The following is a 17,546-nucleotide window of genomic DNA, read 5'->3' on the forward strand; positions in this document are numbered from 1 at the left end:
TTATATCCTTTTATTATGAGTTACGTGATTTGATGATTTCATCAGCTATGTTACTTGGCACTTCAGAGTACTTCTTAAACTCCATAGAGAAAGACGCTCTACCTTGGCTCATAGAACGAACATTAGTAGCATAACCAAACATTTCTGAAAGAGGAACTAGAGCGTTAATCACTCTACCGCTTGGATTCTCATCCATACCTTCAATAATACCTCTTCTTCTGTTAAGGTCACCCATAACATCACCAAGATAATCTTCAGGAGTCACAACTTCAACTTTCATGATCGGCTCAAGTATACACGCATTTGCTTTTTTAGCACCTTCTTTAAGAGCCATAGAAGCAGCAATTTTGAACGCCATCTCAGATGAATCAACATCATGATAAGAACCATCAAATAAAGTAGCCTTAACACCGATCATTGGATAACCAGCTAAAACACCGTTTTGCATTTGCTCTTCGATACCTTTAGCTACTGAACTAATGTATTCTTTTGGTACTACACCACCAACAATCTCATCAACAAACTCAAATGTTTTCTCTTCACCTTCATCATTGGTTTCAACAGCTAATGGCTCAAACTTAACAACAACATGACCATATTGACCACGACCACCAGACTGACGAACAAATTTACTATCTTGATCTACAGTTCCACGAATAGTCTCTCTGTAAGCAACTTGTGGATTACCAACATTAGCTTCAACCTTAAACTCACGCTTCATACGATCAACAATAATATCCAAGTGAAGCTCACCCATACCAGAGATAATTGTTTGTCCCGACTCTTCATCAGTTTTAACCCTGAAAGATGGGTCCTCTGCAGCTAATTTACCTAAAGCTATCGACATTTTTTCTTGGTCAGCTTTAGTTTTTGGCTCAACAGCAACAGAAATTACTGGTTCAGGGAATTCCATCCTTTCCAAGATAACAACATCATTCTGATCACAAAGAGTATCACCTGTTGTAACATCTTTAAGACCAATACATGCAGCGATATCACCAGCACGTACTTCTTTGATTTCTTCACGCTTATTAGAGTGCATCTGTACTATACGACCTACACGCTCTTTCTTACCTTTAACAGGGTTATAAACAGCATCGCCAGACTTAAGTACACCAGAGTAAACACGTATAAACGTTAAGTTACCAACAAACGGGTCAGTAGCTAATTTAAACGCAAGAGCTGCAAATGGCTCATCATCAGATGAAGGACGAGAAGCTGGCTCACCATCCTCTGTTTCACATTTAATAGCAGCAACTTGATTAGGAGCTGGTAAATAACGAATAACACCATCAAGAACAGCCTGAACACCCTTGTTCTTAAATGCTGAACCACAGAATGCAAGCACGATCTCATTATTAAGAACTCTAGCACGAAGACCTTCATGAATTTCATCTTCCGTAAGCTCACCTTCTTCAAGATACTTTTCCATAAGCTCTTCTGAAGATTCAGCCGCAGCCTCAATCATCTCCATACGTAACTCTTCTGCTCTATCTTGAAGCTCAGCTGGAATATCTACAAGATCATAAGTTAAACCCATATCTTCTTCATTCCACATAATAGCTTTCATTTTAACTAGATCTACAACACCTTTGAAATCTTCTTCTGCACCAATATTTAATTGAACAGGAACAACATTTGCTTTTAGTCTTGTTTTAATCTGACCACACACTCTTTCAAAGTCAGCACCAGATCTATCCATCTTGTTTACAAATACAATTCTTGGAACACCATATTTGTTAGCTTGACGCCATACAGTCTCAGACTGAGGCTCAACACCTGATGAACCACAAAATACAACAACAGCACCATCTAACACACGTAAAGAACGCTCTACTTCAATTGTAAAGTCAACGTGGCCTGGAGTATCAATAATGTTTACACGATGCTCTGGGAACTGCTGATCCATACCAGACCAGAAAGTAGTTGTCGCAGCAGAAGTAATTGTAATACCTCTTTCTTGCTCTTGCTCCATCCAGTCCATAGTAGCAGCACCATCATGTACCTCACCGATCTTATGAGAAAGACCAGTATAGAATAAGATACGCTCTGTAGTAGTTGTTTTACCTGCATCAACGTGAGCACAGATACCAATATTTCTATATTTTTCTAAAGCTGTTTTACGAGGCATTTTCTATTCTCCTATTACCATCTAAAGTGAGCAAATGCTTTGTTAGCTTCAGCCATCTTATGAGTATCTTCTCTTTTCTTGACAGCAGCACCTCTACCTTCTACAGCTTCTAGAATTTCCGCAGCAACTCTATCACCCATAGTATTTTCTTTTCTCTTACGTGCAGCATCGATTATCCATCTCATACCTAAAGTTTGACGACGCTCTGGTCTAACTTCCACAGGTACTTGATATGTAGCACCACCAACACGGCGAGACTTAACCTCAACCATTGGGCTGATGCTTTCTAACGCATTTTCAAAAACTTCAACTTCATTAGCTGAAGCATCTTTTGCTTTGATTTTATCAAATGCACCATATACAATTTTTTCTGCTACTGATTTTTTACCATCTAGCATGATATGGTTAACAAACTTAGCAACTACCTGACTTTTATATTTAGGATCAGGTAAAATATCTCTTTTAGGAGCTCTATTTCTTCTAGACATTATTACACCTTTTTCAAATGTTAAATTTTAAACACAAACTAAGACTTAGGACGCTTCGTACCATACTTAGAACGACCGTGCTTACGATTATTAACACCTGAAGTATCTAAAGCACCCCTAACGATGTGATAACGTACACCTGGTAAATCTTTAACCCTACCACCTCTAATAAGCACAACACTATGCTCTTGTAGGTTATGGCCTTCACCACCAATGTAACTTGTTACCTCAAAACCGCTCGTTAATCTTACACGAGCTACTTTTCTAAGTGCTGAGTTAGGCTTCTTAGGAGTTGTAGTATAAACTCTTGTACAAACACCTCTTCTTTGAGGACAAGCCTTCAACGCAGGAACCTTAGACTTAACAACCGATCTCTTGCGAGGGTTGTTCACCAACTGATTTATAGTTGCCATTAGTTATTATTCTCCGTTTTTTTATCAGTTTTTTGATTAAATAATTTCAAATGCTAGACAAAGGCAGTGCCTATGCAAAAATAGCATTAGGCAACAATAATAACAAAAAAGCAAAAGAAAGAAAAGAAAAAGTATTACTTATTAGATTTTCCAAAAACAGATTTAAAAGCAACATATAAATAATTGCACATAGAGTAAACCGTTAGAACCACGGCAATATATAGCATCAAGAAACCTAAAAATATAAACCACGTATTAAAACTCGCATAATCTATAGAGTGTCTAAAATCTATTGCCGGCTTAATTAAAAAGATAAATAGTGCTGCCATTTGTGCTGTTGTTTTAACTTTACCCCAGATACCAACCTTAACAACACTACGTTGACCTAACTCAGCCATCCACTCCCGCAAAGCAGATACCAAAATCTCTCGACAGATCATAATAATAGCAGGTATAGTAGCCCACCAATAAGGATACATCTCCACAAATAAGCACAGCGCTGTAGCCACAATAAGCTTATCTGCCACAGGATCCAAAAAAGCTCCAAGCTTGCTTGTTTGCTCCCACTTACGTGCCAAATAACCATCTAACCAATCAGTAGCTGCCCCCAACAAAAATAACGTAGCTGTGATCCCATGATGATGAGAAAAATCAAAATAGTAACATATCACTATAAAAGGAATTAAAGCTAAACGTCCGAAAGTTAAAATGTTAGGGAGATTAAAAAACATAAACCTAAACTCCTGTATGACCAAAGCCGCCAACAGCTCTAGCAGTCTCTTGTGAAAACTCTTCAACAACATTAAAAGTCGCCTGAACAACAGGCACAATAACAAGCTGAGCAAATCTCATTAACGGCTCAATTTCTATAATTTCTTGAGAACGATTAAAGCAAGAAACTTTCAACTCTCCCTGATAATCAGAGTCTATAAGCCCCGTACCATTTCCAAGCACCAAACCTTTTTTATGTCCCAAGCCTGATCTTGGCAAAATCATCGCAGCATAACCAGGATCGGCAACATTAATAGCTATACCAGTCCCAACAAGCTTACACTCCCCAGGATTTAAAAATACACTCTCAGAGACACACGCTCTCAAATCAACAGCTGCTGAACCTTCTGTCCCATAGCTTGGCAACTCATTTACAATTTCTTTATTTAAAAACTTAAGCTCAATATTCACAAAAACCCCTATAAAATAAACACGCCAGCAAAATACCCTAGCATCACAAATATTGGTAAGGTAGGCATATAGCCATCCAACCTATCAAGCACACCTCCATGTCCAGGCAAGATATTACCACTATCCTTAACACCTGCTATACGCTTCATCATACTTTCAAATACATCACCAACAACAGATAACACTGCAACAAGTGCTGAAATCAACACCATATAAACATACTCTAAAGGAGTTAACCCCATATACATTAAGAATATTATAGCAACTATAATAGCACAAAGCATTCCGCCTAGAAGACCTTCTATAGTTTTATTAGGACTCAACCTAGGTAACATCTTATGTTTACCAATTGCTTTACCTGTAAAGTACGCCCCACTATCAGCTGCCGCAACAACTAAAATAAACATAAATATCCATGCCACACTATTACTATGCAATATATATAAACACGCAGCAAAAGGAGTTATAGTAAATAACCCTAAAACAAGCATTTCTGTAGATGAGACAGTATTTATTTTCTCTTTCTCATACTGGCTTAGCTTAAATATAGCGTATAACCAGAATATAGGGAAAACATACTGCAGGTAAACAAAGAACTGAGAAACCACAAAAGCAGCAACTACAAATATGATAAAGTATTTGAGCATATAGTCTTGCTCAATCTTTGCCAGCTTTAACCACTCATGAGCAGACAAAATAGCCACAAGAAAAACACCAACACCAAACAAATAATCAGATGCGTATAGTAAAAAACAAAATACAACTGCTACAAGCACAAGACCTGTTATAATCCTTTCTTTCATAATTTCCTCTTATTTAACCTGCTCACCACTTTTACCAAACCTTCTTTGACGCGAATAAAAATATTCTACCGCCTTATCCAATTCCTTTTTAGAAAAATCTGGCCACATAACATCAGTAAAATACATTTCAGCATATGCCAATTGCCATAACATAAAATCACTCAAGCGCACCTCCCCACTTGTACGAATAAGCAAATCAACAGGCTCATTACCCGCTGTTAAATATTCGTCAAACATTTGCTCAGAAATATCATCCAACGATACTTTCTGATCTTGAGCATCTCTTACCACAGCTTTAACCGCTTGCACTATATCCCAGCGTCCAGCATAATCAACAGCTAACCTCAACTGCAGACCAGTATTTTGTCCTGTTAAAGATTCAGTTTCAGAAATTATATTTAGAAGCTTCGATGAAAGTCTTGTCTTATCTCCAACAACTCTCAAAGAAATATTATTTTTATGTAGCTTAGGAGCTTTATCTTTTAAGGTTTTACAAAAAAGATCCATCAAACCCTCAACTTCCTGAATTGGTCTCAACCAATTATCCCTACCAAAAGCAAAAAGCGTCAAAACTTCTATATTATTTTCAGCGCAATACTCTATTGAAGCATCAACACTAGATATAGCATTCCTATGCCCAAAAATTCTTGGCTTTAATCTACTTTTAGCCCACCTACCATTACCATCCATAATTATGGCAATATGTCTAAGAGGATTTTTCTTAGCCGAGATCATAAATAAATTATAATAAAAATTAAACTAGGTAAATAATAAGAAAGAATAGTAAGAATTACAAGAGCTAAGACATCAATATATACCAATCATCACAAACCAGACCGAATACTACTCTCAATTATTTTAACAATATTTATCATACCCTCATCATATTTACTAGTATCAACAACTTCCGAGACAGTACGTTTTGCGACAACCATACATATACAACTAGCATCCAAACCAAAGACAGAACACACTGTTAATAATGCTGAAGATTCCATTTCCAAATTTAAAACGTTAAGTTTGCGCCATTCTGCTACAGAGTTCTTAAAATGATTTCTCACATAACCACTGTAACTATCAAATCTTTCTTGGCCAGGAAAAAATGTATCTGATGATCCCGTAACTCCCGCATGGATTTCCATCCCCAAATCCCTCGCTGCCTCAAACAACTTATTATTAAGTCCAAAACTAGCCACCGCAGGATATTCAATTGGTGCATAATGGACAGATGTCCCATCAAGACGGACTGCAGCTGTAGTTAATATTAGATCACCAATATTTATATGCTCTTGAATAGTTCCACATGTCCCTACACGTATAAATTTCTTTACTCCAATCATTGCCAACTCTTCAACACCTATAGCCACCGATGGCCCACCCATACCCGTTGACATAACCAAAACATTTACTTTACCTACTTTACATAAATGCGAGGTATATTCCCTATTACATGCAATAAATTTATTGTGCTTATCCAACATATCAGCAAGGTATTTAACCCTCCCAGGATCCCCTGGAAGTATTGCAACAGTAGCATCTTCTATCACTTGTTGGCTTAACTTAGTATGATATAGAATCTCACATACAGCCACTCGTTTATTTTCAATATTATTATTTGACATTTAATCTCTCAAAAAACTCAACTCTAAGAACAATAATATTTAAGCACAACATAAAAACAATGGATGTTACTGCAGATAAAGATTAATAAGCTCAAAAAAACTTTTAAGTTTTAATAAGCCTACGATAAAGTTTTAAAATAAAACTTGCCAAAACAAGTGAAACTATAAAATAGAAAATAAACTTAGATATTTAATGATTAGACTTCCATTAAGTCTTGTTCTTTTTTAACTGCTAAAGCATCAGCTTGAGCAATCATTTTATCAGTTATTTTTTGAATATTATCTTCCGCTCTTTTTGCTTCATCTTCAGTTATTTCTTTCTCTTTAAGGAGCTCTTTGATATCACCATTAGCATCACGACGAATATTTCTAATAGAGATTCTGCCACTTTCTGTTTCAGACTTAACTAGTTTAACCAGCTCCCTTCTTCTTTCTTCGTTTAATGCAGGCATAGGCACTCTCAAAGAGTCACCCAAGTTTGTAGGGTTAAGACCAAGATCAGAAGTCATAATTGCTTTTTCAATCTGACCAGAAAGTCCTTTCTCCCATGGAGTAATACCCAAAGTTCTCGCATCTAGAACATTTACGTTAGCAACTTGAGTAATAGGAGTAGCTGAACCATAATAATCTATAGTCACATGAGCTAATATATCAGGATGAGCACGTCCAGTTCTAATTTTAGCTAAATCATCAGCTAGAACATCCAAAGATTTACTCATTCTGCTTTCAGCATCTTTTAGAATTTCATTTATCATAAAAATAATCCTTTAAAAAATTAATTAGTCTAAAGTAACCCAAGTACCATGCTTTGAATCAACAACAGCATCAACTAAAGCATTAGGCTGAGTCAAATCAAATATATATATTGGAATACCAAAATCTCTACATTGAGTAAAAGCTCCCAAATCCATAACATTCAGCTCTTTAGCAACCACCTCCGAGAAAGTGATTTTCCCAAAGCGTTTTGCATCTAAATATTTATTTGGGTCTTTATCATACACACCATCAACAGTTGTAGCTTTTAGTAAAGCATCTGCACCAATCTCAACAGCTCTTAAACTAGCTGTAGTATCAGTAGTTACAAATGGATTACCTGTACCACCTGCAAAAATCAAAACTTTACCAGCAGCTAGCGACTGATTAAACTCATGCGCACTAGCCACCTTAAGTAAACCATCAACACCCTTTGCAGAAAAAACTTCTGCCTCGACATTTTCACTAAGAAGCATATCACGTAAAGCCAAAGCATTAATCATCGTAGCGATCATACCCATTGAATCTGCAGTAGCTCTTTTGATCTTATTACCAAAATTAGCTCTACCACCACGCAGGATATTACCACCACCAACAACTATAGCGATCTCAATACTTTGAGATACAAGTGTTTTAATTTGATCTATAATAGGTTCTGCAGAATCAACACTTATACCAAAACCTTGATCTGCAGATAAAGACTCCCCACTTAACTTAAGAAGAATCCTCTTAAGTTTTAGAGGGTTTTGAGAACATTCTGACGAATCGTTAGACATATATTAACCTTTAATTTGGTTCATCACCTCTGCTGCAAAGTCTTCTTCTTTCTTCTCGATACCTTCACCAACATCTAAACGAATAAAGCTAGCTACTTTTGCATTTTTATTTTTAAGAAGCTTTTCAACTTGGATGCTAGGATCTTTAACAAAAGCTTGACCAGTTAAACTAACTTCACCAGTAAACTTCTTCATACGACCAACAACCATCTTCTCAGCAATTTCTTTTGGCTTACCAGATTGCATAGCGATCTCAACTTGGATAGCTTTTTCTTTTTCTACAACATCTGCAGGAACATCTTCAGGATTAACATACTGAGGGTTAGCAGCTGTTACGTGCATAGCAATATCTTTAGCAAGTTCTTCATCACCACCTTCTAAAGCAGCAACCACACCGATTCTACCGCCGTGAACATACGCACCTAGGTTACCAGCTTCTGTAGCTTTAACTCTACGAACTTGGATATTCTCACCAATCTTAGCAACTAAAGATTTTCTAGCTTCTTCAACAGTTTCACCAGTTGAAATTTTAGCTTCTAAAACTTCTTCGATAGTCTTTGCATTGGCAGCATGAGCGGCTTTCACAGCTTCTTTCGCAAACGCTTTAAAGCTATCATCTCTAGCAACGAAATCTGTTTCAGAGTTGATTTCAAGTAACACAGCTCTACCATCAGCAGCATAAGCTTCGATAACACCTTCAGCAGCAACACGAGAAGCTTTTTTATCAGCTTTTGCTTGACCAGAGATTCTCATCTCTTCAGCAGCTTTTTCAATATCACCTTCAGCAGCAACTAGAGCTTTCTTACACTCCATCATACCAGCACCAGTTCTTTCTCTAAGTTCCTTTACTAATTTAGCAGAAATATTTGACATTGTTCTATTATCCTTGTTTTGTTTCTTATGCTTGTTGTTGAGCTTCTACAACTTCATCAGCTTTTGCTTCAATAGCTCTATCTAAGCCTTGAGCATCGATAACAGCATCAGCAAATTTTTTCATATAGAAAGATATAGACTTAACCGCATCATCATTACCTGGGATTATATAATCAATACCTTCAGGGTTTGAGTTAGTATCTACGATAGATACAACCTTGATACCAAGCTTCTTAGCTTCTTGAATAGCGATGTGCTCTTTGTTGCTATCTATAACAACGATAGCATCAGGAATACCACCCATTTCTTTGATACCACCAAGAACTTTCTCTAACTTCTCGATAGTTCTTAAGTTTTGAAGCATTTCTTTCTTAGTTAAAGATCCAAAAGTACCGTCTTCTTTCATCTTTTCCAACTGAGCTAATCTTTTGATAGATTGTCTAACTGTTTTATAGTTAGTAAGCATACCACCTAACCATCTGTGGCTAACAAACGGCATACCACATCTTTTAGCTTCCGTTTCTATGATATCTTGAGCTTGTCTTTTAGTACCAACAAAAAGAACTTTACCACCATTAGCAACAGTTTTACCAACAAAGTTAACAGCATCTTGGAAAAGAGGAACTGTTTTTTCTAAGTTGATGATATGTACACCATGGTTAATACCAAAAATGTATTCATTCATTTGTGGGTTCCAGAAAGCTTTTTTGTGTCCAAAGTGAACACCAGCAGATAACATTTCTTTCATTAAAGACATTTTATTAATCCTTATTTATTTGGGTTATATCTAACACTTTAGACCAGCTCAAACATCGCAAAACGACACCCTTTAAGCTAGCATTATTTTGCTAAAGTGTATGATTTATTAATTAAACATTACTTATACATAAAAATATAAGCTTGCTTATTCTATCATAAGACATGCAAAAATTACAAAATTTTATTTTTGATTAGATATCGAATACATTTTGACGAAATTAATAAAAAGTTCTGCTAAAAAGTGTAAAATGCTACAATATTACAAAACTGTTATAATTAATACAAAAATATGATTTCACTAATAGTTGCATATGACAAAAACCTTGGAATAGGTAAGGAAAATACTCTAGCATGGAAGCTATCCGAAGATCTTAAGAATTTCAAAAAAATCACAGAAAATAACTATATTGTAATGGGTAGAAAAACCTTTGAATCAATTGGTCGCCCTCTTCCTAATCGCAAAAATATAATCCTAACTAGAGATAAAGAATACAAGCAAGACAAGTGCTTAATAATAAATAGCATCCAAGATATCTTAAACTTTACCAAATCAAAACCACATTATGAAATATTTATAATAGGTGGCGCGCAGATTTACAAAGAGTTTTTACAACATGCTGATAGACTATACATAACTGAAGTTGATACACAAATGAGTGATCTTGACGCCTTTTTTCCTCAATGGGATGAATCTAAATACAAACGCATAGGTCATAAAGAATTTAAAAAAGATGATAAAAATGAGTTTAACTTTACTTTCAGTGTTTTTGAGAAAAAAACAAACTAATGAGCAAATACCAAACCTACTAAAAATCATAATAAAAATGTAATATAAAGCCAAACCCACATACAAATACATTTTATTTCCATATGAAATCACATGATTTAAGCGTTGGTGAGGTTGCCAAAAGAGCTGGTGTTAAGATATCAACTCTCCACTTCTATGAAGAAAAGGGCCTAATATATAGCAATAGAAATCAAGCCAATCAAAGACGTTATACAAGAGATGTATTACGAAGAATAGCTGTCATAAAAATTGCTCAAAATGTAGGCATAAGCCTAAAAGATATAAAAATAGCCCTAAAAAAATTGCCTAATAATAATGTAGCTACAAAAAAAGATTGGCAAAAGTTTGCAACTATCCTAAATAATGAACTTGAAGATAAAATAAGGACTTTAAACAACTTAAAAAGCCTTTTACTTGGATGTATAGGATGTGGATGCTTATCTATGGATCAATGCCCAATGTATAACAATGATGACGAGCTACATAAAGATAGTAAATTAACTGGAGCAATTATTATTAATCAAAATTTATATAACGAAGACTAAAAAACTAAGATCTAAACTTACGTGGTGATATCTGATTTACGACTAGAGCTATAAAGATAATAACCAATGCAACCCATGTATTAATAGAAATATCTTCATGTGCAATTATCGCACCTATAAAAACTCCTATTGCAGGCACTAGATAATTTGTCAGCGACGCAAAAATAGGACCTGCATCATGTATCAATTTCATAAATAAGAAATATACCACCCCAGCACACATTACACCTAAAAATATCACAGCACCAATAGAGGGCAAAGAAAACCCAATATAAACACCTCGGGAAAAGAACAAACCTACAATGAATAACTGAATACTCGACATTGCTAATATGTTACGAGCCAACACTACAGGATGCAGAGAACCTCCAAACTTCCTAATAAATAATAATGAGCATGCAAAACTAGCTGCCGCTACAATAATGGCTAGGACACCCCAGAAATTAAAAGCGACAGAAAAAAGATCTGGGAAAAACAATACTATCAAGCCAACAAACCCTATGGCAACACTCAATAGCTTAAAAATGTTAAGGTTAGATTCCTTAAGTATAAATGGAGCTAAAATGGTTGCAAAGAAAGGTACAGTAGCTATAAGTATCGCAGTAATTGATGAGTCCACATATTGCTGTCCCCAAGGAATTAATACAAAAGGAACTGTTGCCTCTAGAAAACCAATAACCCCAAAAATAAACCAGCTTCGCCCTCCTCTAAGACCCATATATTTACAAATAACAAATAAGGTTATAAAACCTATAAATGAACGTGAAAAACCTATCCACACAGGTGGAATATTTTCAACAGCTATTTGTTGAAATATAAACTGTGAACCCCAGATAACTCCAATACTCAAAAGTAAAATATAATTTCTGACCACTAAAATGCTCCTTAATTAACCCTTTCTGAATGCTATTGCATCAACTTCAATAAGCATATCATCTAACGCTAATCTTGGAACAGGGATAAGAGTACTTGCCGGAAGCTTATCTTTACTCCATACCTTGAGCGCTTCTCTAGTCCACACTTTTAGTTTCTCTAAATCATGATCAACAATTAATACTGTAATTTTAGCAACATCATTAGATTTTAATCCTTGAGATTCTAAAACTAACAACAAGTTTTTCAAAGCCTCTTGAACTTGAGTTTCAAAACTGCTGCTTAATTTGTGGTTTACCCCTTCTCCACCACTCTGCCCTGAGATAAATACAATATCACCACTCCCATTAGTAGAGACTGAATGAGTATACGCGTTAACAGCTGGATCATAAATCGTACTAGGATTACAATAAGATAACGAATTTATCACCTCTTTTTCAGAATATTTCATATTTACACCTTGCTTTCTAAAAAATATAACTTGATTCTACAACCTCAAGTTATATTGAGGTCAAGTAAAAAATACACCTATTTAGAAAAAACTCTAAAGATCATATAAGATATTAAGAAGTCTATGATATTAACAACTTTCACGAAACGATTTAAAGGATTAATAACTTTTATTCATTAGCTCAACTTATTTACAAAACACAAAACAGTATGAAATTTCACTCTTCAATAAAACTAACAACCACATCATACAACTCATTAGGCCTTTCAATATAAGGCAAATGTCCAGTATTCTTAAAATTATAGTATTCAGCATATTTCATCAATTCAGAAAGTTCTCTTACATCTCTCTCATAGAAAATAACATCTTTCTCACCAGCAACTACTAATGTAGGAACTTCAATTTTGACAATCCATTTACTTGAGCTAAATCCCTCAACTGCGCAACGCTGATTTTTAAACCCAACCAAACTAAATGGATAGGGATTTGTTACTACCCGATCAACAAGCTTTTGTATTTTTAAATCACTCCTCAAAAAATCATCAGAATAAACCCATGGTAAAAATAACTTTGTTGTAACTTCAGGAGCTACTGCTTTAGAGTTTAGAACCTCATAGAAAGATTGCATAAATAAACTATAATGCCGAGATGTCTTTGTTGCCGAATTTAATATAACTACTTTCTCACATATCTCAGGAAAATCATAAGCAAACTGCTGAGCAATAAACCCTCCCATAGATGAACCAATAATAATTGCTTTTTCTATCTTCAAATAATCACAAAGAGATTTCACGTCTTGGGCCATCTGAGCAATTGAATAAGGCTCATCTGGACAACTAGTCTGTCCTGCTCCTCTATTATCAAATGTTATTACTCTATAGCCTTGCACAAGCTTGTTAGCGAACTCTCCCCATGCGTTATGATTAGCACCAAAACCTGCAATTAAAACAATAACTTGCCCACTACCTTTATCCTCATGATAAACATTAATATCATTAATTTTGACCTTAGACATCGCCCTCCCCCTATTAATATAATAGAAATAATAGTCCTATTATAATCAAAACAAGAGTTAGGTAAATATAACAATTTAAGAATACACCTAACAAGCAATTGCCCAAAACAAGATAAAGTATTTTCAAACAGGCATAAAAAAAGCCACATTGAGTGGCTTTTCAATTTGGCATCCCGTAGGGGATTCGAACCCCTGTTGCCGCCGTGAAAGGGCGGTGTCCTAGGCCTCTAGACGAACGGGACATAAGACTTTTTCAACCACTGTTTCCAGCGATATGAGGTGTATTATAATGACTTTTAAAACTTAGTCAAGCTTTTTGTTAAAAATAATCAATATTTTTAACATTTATAAAAAATTGGCTTATAGCTATCAGAAAATAACTATATAGATAAAGTTGGATATAAAATAAATTTTAAAAGAAAGCTTATTAGAAAGTAAGCATTAATGATTTTAAGCTATGCTATTTGCAAAAGTTTTCTGTCTCAATAAGAAGAAATAGCAAATTAACATCACAACAAAGAACGCTAAAATTGAAGCTACTGAGTTTAGGTCATTTATTTCTTGGAAATATGCACCTATTACAGTTAATATCATATAAAGGAAAACGCTCCACGAAGATGCAAATGCTTTTTTAACACCTTTAGCCGAACGATAATAACTTAAAGCATAAACTACAAATAATATGATATGTATAATTAATGAGAATGCTACCGCCTTAAGACCTGACTGTATTATCAGATAAGAAACTAAAAGATATACAAATCCACTTAGTATACGCCCACAAGGAACATGGAATATATCACCTTCTTTCTTCATATCAGTGTTTAATTTAACATAGGCAATAGGTATAGCAACACAGGTCAAAAGCTGGAAAACTGCAACTACAATCATAAGCTGTTGCCAACTTCTAAAGAATAGAACAATTCCTATACATATAAGTAATCCAAAGATCAATGATCTTCTAGAGAGATTAAATTGCTCATGCATTTTTGCAAAGAACTGAGGCATTTGTTTATCCTGAGCCATTCCAGTAAATATTCTACCTGCAGATCCAGCGTAAACTGTAGCTGTACCTGATGGGCTTATTGCAGCATCTATATACAAACATATTGCAAACACATTTAAGTTAAGAAGTAACATTAGCTGAGCCAATGGAGATGTGAAGTTTAGCTTATGCCAGCCATGAGCTAATAGATGGCTAGGTAAGGCGCCTATGAAAGCTACTTGCAGTAATAGATAAATAATCAAGCATATAACTATACATCCAGTCAATGCTAAAGGAATATTACGCTTTGGATTCTTAATCTCTGAACAAAAAGTTGCTATAGTTCCAAAACCATAGAATGAGTAGAAAATACCACAAGTCACAACTGCAGAGAAAACTGCTCCATATCCATATGGATTAAAACTGTCATGATACGAGACAAAGTTATGCGTATTAAATGAAGTATAAAGTAAGATTAACCCAGTAAGAACAGGCACACCAATTTTAAATATAGTCATGAAATTAGTGAACTTAGTAAGTGTCTTAACACCCCAATAATTAATCAAACCATAAATAAATATTAAAACAATCACACATAAAATACCTACATATGTAAGATCATGGTTAGAAAATATATATGGTTCTAATTTCGGATACGCCGTACTTAAATACTGAATCGTTGCTTGAGCTTCTGATGGAATAGTTAAAAGTAAACCAACCCAGTTAGATATTGCTACAACAAACCCCATATCCGGATTATGACTAATTGTTAACAATCTACCAAACAATCCTCGGACAGGTCTAAATGATGCAATCTCACCGAGTAGCAAAGATAAAATCAAAACCATCCCAGCACCGATCAACCAAGATATAAGAGATGCTGAACCAGCCTGTTTCGAAGCATAATAGGCAGCAAATAACCAACCACTTCCAATAATACACCCTACTCCAATAGCAATCGCAGAAAAGAGTCCAGGACCACTATTTACACTGTTATTTTCCATAATATTCTAGTGATTTCATTAAACAATAGTTTCTACAGTCTAACAAAAAAAATATATAACTAGATAGTTTGCTACAGCAGATCTTAAGAAATGAAAATAACAATTAGTTACTATTTATCAAAGATTATTTGTTGATAATATATTTATTGGGAATATTATTTATTGCATTAGATATTCTTGAGATGACCTTTTCTTTACCTAACAATTTCAACGTAATGCCAATATCTGGTGACTGTCCAGAACCTGTAATAGCAACACGTAGTGGCATACCAACCTTACCCATACCAACTTCACACTGCTCTGCAGTATTACCAACGATATGATGTAATTCTTGCGGATCTTGCCATTGCTCTGAGCTTAAAGCTTCAAATTTCTCTAGCGCTACTTTCAGTATACCACTAGTTGCAGCTTTAAAATGTTTCTTAACTGCTTTTTCATCATACTGAATATCATCACTATAGAAATAACTAGACTTCTCAGCAAGTTCAACTAAAGTATCAACCTTTTCAGCCATTACAGCAACAAGCTCTTGTAAATCTGGACCATTATTAATATCTAAACCTAGCTTTGAAAAATGATATTCAACTTCTGAACAAATATCTTCAAAGTTAGACTCTTTAATATAGTGTTTATTTATCCATTTAAGTTTCTCAAAGTCAAATCGTGATGGCGAAGCGCTAATATGTTCTAAATTAAAACTTTTTATCATCTCTTCAAGGGAGAAGATCTCTTGATCACCATGTGACCACCCTAATCTAACAAGATAATTAAGCATCGCTTGAGGTAAATAACCATCTTCACGATATGCCATTACATTTACAGCACCATGACGCTTAGATAGTTTCGCCCCATCTGGACCAAGAATCATTGGCACATGAGCAAATACAGGAATATCCGCATTTAATGCTTTATAAATATTGATTTGCTTAGGCGTATTATTAACATGATCATCACCACGAATAACATGAGTAATAGCCATATCCATATCATCAACAACAACACAGAAGTTATAAGTTGGAGAACCATCTGTTCTTTGTATAATCATATCATCTAGCTCTTGATTAGCTATCGAGATCTTACCTTTTACAGCATCATCCCAGCTTACTACGCCATCTTTAGGGTTTTTAAATCTTATAACAAAACTCTCACCCTCTTTAGGTACATAGCTCTCATCACGACACTTACTATCATATCCAGTTTTAAGATTATTTGCTTGTTGATATTCTCTTAGTTCATCTAACCTTTCTTTAGAACAGCTGCAGTAATATGCCTTACCTTCGACTATAAGTTGATCAATAACTTCTTTATATCTATCAAAATGCTTTGTTTGGTAGTAAGTTTCACCATCGTTTTTTAGACCTAGCCATTTCATTCCATCCAAAATTGCATCAACTGCTTCTTGAGTAGATCTTTCTAGATCAGTGTCCTCGATTCGTAGAATAAATTTACCTTCATTATTTTTTGCATATAACCAGCTAAATAATGCTGTACGCACCCCACCAACATGTAAAAACCCTGTTGGGCTCGGCGCAAATCTTGTTGTAACCATAATTAGATACCTTAGAAATAAAAATTGCTTCAAGATTAAACTAGAAGATAAATTGTTTCAAGATTTTAAGAATTAATTTAATCTTTAAAGCATTTATATAAGCTGATTATTAATGATAAATCTGTAGTTATAGCTAAATATATATGCTTTAATTGAAGAAAAATCTTCTAAAAGTAACAATGTCACAAATAAGGCAATTACAACTTAACGAAAGTGATATCGTCTTTCACCCATCTATAGGCAATAGCTATCAAGTAAATGAAGTAGCAAAAGAAATAATAGCCTTATTACAAAAAAATAAAACCACTCAAGAAATTATAGAAAATCTAAATAAAGAATATGATATCCCTGAGCAAGAGTTGTGGTAGTGTCCACTAAATTGTGTCTGTAGCTAGTCGACTTTATAATTAAGTTGAAAGAAAAAATAAAGGACTAGCTAATGAAAGATATTAACTCAGAACTACAAAGAAATATACAAGATGTACTACACTATGATAGAGGTACTGCAGTAGAAAATATTGTCAAACTGAGATGTGA

The 17,546-nt window shown here is 34.8% G+C and carries 20 protein-coding genes and 1 tRNA gene; 3 read left to right on the top strand and 18 right to left on the bottom strand.

What is annotated here, in order from left to right; translation table 11 throughout:
* Positions 1 to 13 precede the first annotated feature (13 nt).
* From fusA to rpsB, 12 genes are all read right to left on the bottom strand, one after another.
* Positions 14 to 2,131 (bottom strand): elongation factor G, encoded by a 2,118-nt coding sequence (gene fusA, locus F3D62_RS03585; RefSeq protein ID WP_150466870.1) that lies wholly within the window; start codon positions 2,129 to 2,131, stop codon positions 14 to 16.
* Positions 2,132 to 2,145: 14 nt separating this feature from the next.
* Entirely contained in the window at positions 2,146 to 2,619 is a 474-nt protein-coding gene (rpsG, locus tag F3D62_RS03590; RefSeq protein ID WP_150466871.1) for a 30S ribosomal protein S7, read from the bottom strand.
* 38 nt (positions 2,620 to 2,657) lie between these two features.
* A complete protein-coding gene (gene rpsL, locus F3D62_RS03595) occupies positions 2,658 to 3,032 on the bottom strand; it encodes a 30S ribosomal protein S12 (protein ID WP_003035357.1) in 375 nt (124 codons plus the stop codon).
* A 134-nt stretch (positions 3,033 to 3,166) separates the two neighbouring features.
* Positions 3,167 to 3,763, bottom strand: coding sequence for a CDP-diacylglycerol--glycerol-3-phosphate 3-phosphatidyltransferase (gene pgsA, locus F3D62_RS03600; RefSeq protein ID WP_150466872.1), 597 nt, complete (start codon positions 3,761 to 3,763; stop codon positions 3,167 to 3,169).
* A gap of 4 nt (positions 3,764 to 3,767) precedes the next feature.
* Positions 3,768 to 4,214: a dUTP diphosphatase gene (gene dut / locus F3D62_RS03605; RefSeq protein WP_150466873.1), complete on the bottom strand. Its 447-nt coding sequence runs from the start codon at positions 4,212 to 4,214 to the stop codon at positions 3,768 to 3,770.
* A gap of 8 nt (positions 4,215 to 4,222) precedes the next feature.
* Positions 4,223 to 5,017, bottom strand: coding sequence for a phosphatidate cytidylyltransferase (locus F3D62_RS03610; protein WP_150466874.1), 795 nt, complete (start codon positions 5,015 to 5,017; stop codon positions 4,223 to 4,225).
* A 9-nt stretch (positions 5,018 to 5,026) separates the two neighbouring features.
* Positions 5,027 to 5,752 (bottom strand): polyprenyl diphosphate synthase, encoded by a 726-nt coding sequence (gene uppS / locus F3D62_RS03615; protein ID WP_150466875.1) that lies wholly within the window; start codon positions 5,750 to 5,752, stop codon positions 5,027 to 5,029.
* An 89-nt stretch (positions 5,753 to 5,841) separates the two neighbouring features.
* Entirely contained in the window at positions 5,842 to 6,639 is a 798-nt protein-coding gene (udp, locus tag F3D62_RS03620) for a uridine phosphorylase (protein WP_150466876.1), read from the bottom strand.
* Between the two features lie 197 nt (positions 6,640 to 6,836).
* Positions 6,837 to 7,394, bottom strand: a complete 558-nt coding sequence (gene frr, locus F3D62_RS03625; RefSeq protein WP_150466877.1) for a ribosome recycling factor — start codon at positions 7,392 to 7,394, stop codon at positions 6,837 to 6,839.
* A gap of 24 nt (positions 7,395 to 7,418) precedes the next feature.
* Complete coding sequence (gene pyrH / locus F3D62_RS03630; RefSeq protein ID WP_150466878.1) at positions 7,419 to 8,168, bottom strand: UMP kinase; 750 nt, start codon at positions 8,166 to 8,168, stop codon at positions 7,419 to 7,421.
* Between the two features lie 3 nt (positions 8,169 to 8,171).
* Positions 8,172 to 9,041 (bottom strand): translation elongation factor Ts, encoded by an 870-nt coding sequence (tsf, locus tag F3D62_RS03635; protein WP_150466879.1) that lies wholly within the window; start codon positions 9,039 to 9,041, stop codon positions 8,172 to 8,174.
* Positions 9,042 to 9,066: 25 nt separating this feature from the next.
* Positions 9,067 to 9,798: a 30S ribosomal protein S2 gene (rpsB, locus tag F3D62_RS03640; RefSeq protein ID WP_150466880.1), complete on the bottom strand. Its 732-nt coding sequence runs from the start codon at positions 9,796 to 9,798 to the stop codon at positions 9,067 to 9,069.
* 291 nt (positions 9,799 to 10,089) lie between these two features.
* On the opposite strand from rpsB, the gene F3D62_RS03645 reads away from it, so the two are divergent.
* Together F3D62_RS03645 and soxR are read left to right on the top strand one after the other, a co-directional pair.
* A complete protein-coding gene (locus tag F3D62_RS03645; protein ID WP_150466881.1) occupies positions 10,090 to 10,587 on the top strand; it encodes a dihydrofolate reductase in 498 nt (165 codons plus the stop codon).
* A gap of 83 nt (positions 10,588 to 10,670) precedes the next feature.
* On the top strand, positions 10,671 to 11,132 hold the full coding sequence (soxR, locus tag F3D62_RS03650) for a redox-sensitive transcriptional activator SoxR (protein WP_150466882.1): 462 nt from the start codon (positions 10,671 to 10,673) through the stop codon (positions 11,130 to 11,132).
* 4 nt (positions 11,133 to 11,136) lie between these two features.
* On the opposite strand, the gene F3D62_RS03655 is transcribed toward soxR, so the two are convergent.
* The 6 genes from F3D62_RS03655 to gltX form a co-directional block, all read right to left on the bottom strand.
* A complete protein-coding gene (locus tag F3D62_RS03655; RefSeq protein WP_150466883.1) occupies positions 11,137 to 12,006 on the bottom strand; it encodes a DMT family transporter in 870 nt (289 codons plus the stop codon).
* A gap of 15 nt (positions 12,007 to 12,021) precedes the next feature.
* Entirely contained in the window at positions 12,022 to 12,456 is a 435-nt protein-coding gene (locus tag F3D62_RS03660; RefSeq protein WP_191092523.1) for a RidA family protein, read from the bottom strand.
* A 217-nt stretch (positions 12,457 to 12,673) separates the two neighbouring features.
* On the bottom strand, positions 12,674 to 13,471 hold the full coding sequence (locus F3D62_RS03665; RefSeq protein WP_150466884.1) for an alpha/beta fold hydrolase: 798 nt from the start codon (positions 13,469 to 13,471) through the stop codon (positions 12,674 to 12,676).
* Positions 13,472 to 13,637: 166 nt separating this feature from the next.
* A tRNA-Glu gene (locus F3D62_RS03670) sits at positions 13,638 to 13,713 on the bottom strand.
* 208 nt (positions 13,714 to 13,921) lie between these two features.
* A complete protein-coding gene (locus F3D62_RS03675; RefSeq protein WP_224732632.1) occupies positions 13,922 to 15,460 on the bottom strand; it encodes an APC family permease in 1,539 nt (512 codons plus the stop codon).
* Between the two features lie 124 nt (positions 15,461 to 15,584).
* On the bottom strand, positions 15,585 to 17,009 hold the full coding sequence (gene gltX / locus F3D62_RS03680; protein ID WP_150466885.1) for a glutamate--tRNA ligase: 1,425 nt from the start codon (positions 17,007 to 17,009) through the stop codon (positions 15,585 to 15,587).
* A 179-nt stretch (positions 17,010 to 17,188) separates the two neighbouring features.
* On the opposite strand from gltX, the gene F3D62_RS03685 reads away from it, so the two are divergent.
* Entirely contained in the window at positions 17,189 to 17,377 is a 189-nt protein-coding gene (locus F3D62_RS03685) for a PqqD family protein (protein WP_150466886.1), read from the top strand.
* Positions 17,378 to 17,546 lie beyond the last annotated feature (169 nt).

The organism is Francisella sp. SYW-9 (genome assembly GCF_008711465.1).
Classification (GTDB): Bacteria; Pseudomonadota; Gammaproteobacteria; order Francisellales; family Francisellaceae; genus Francisella.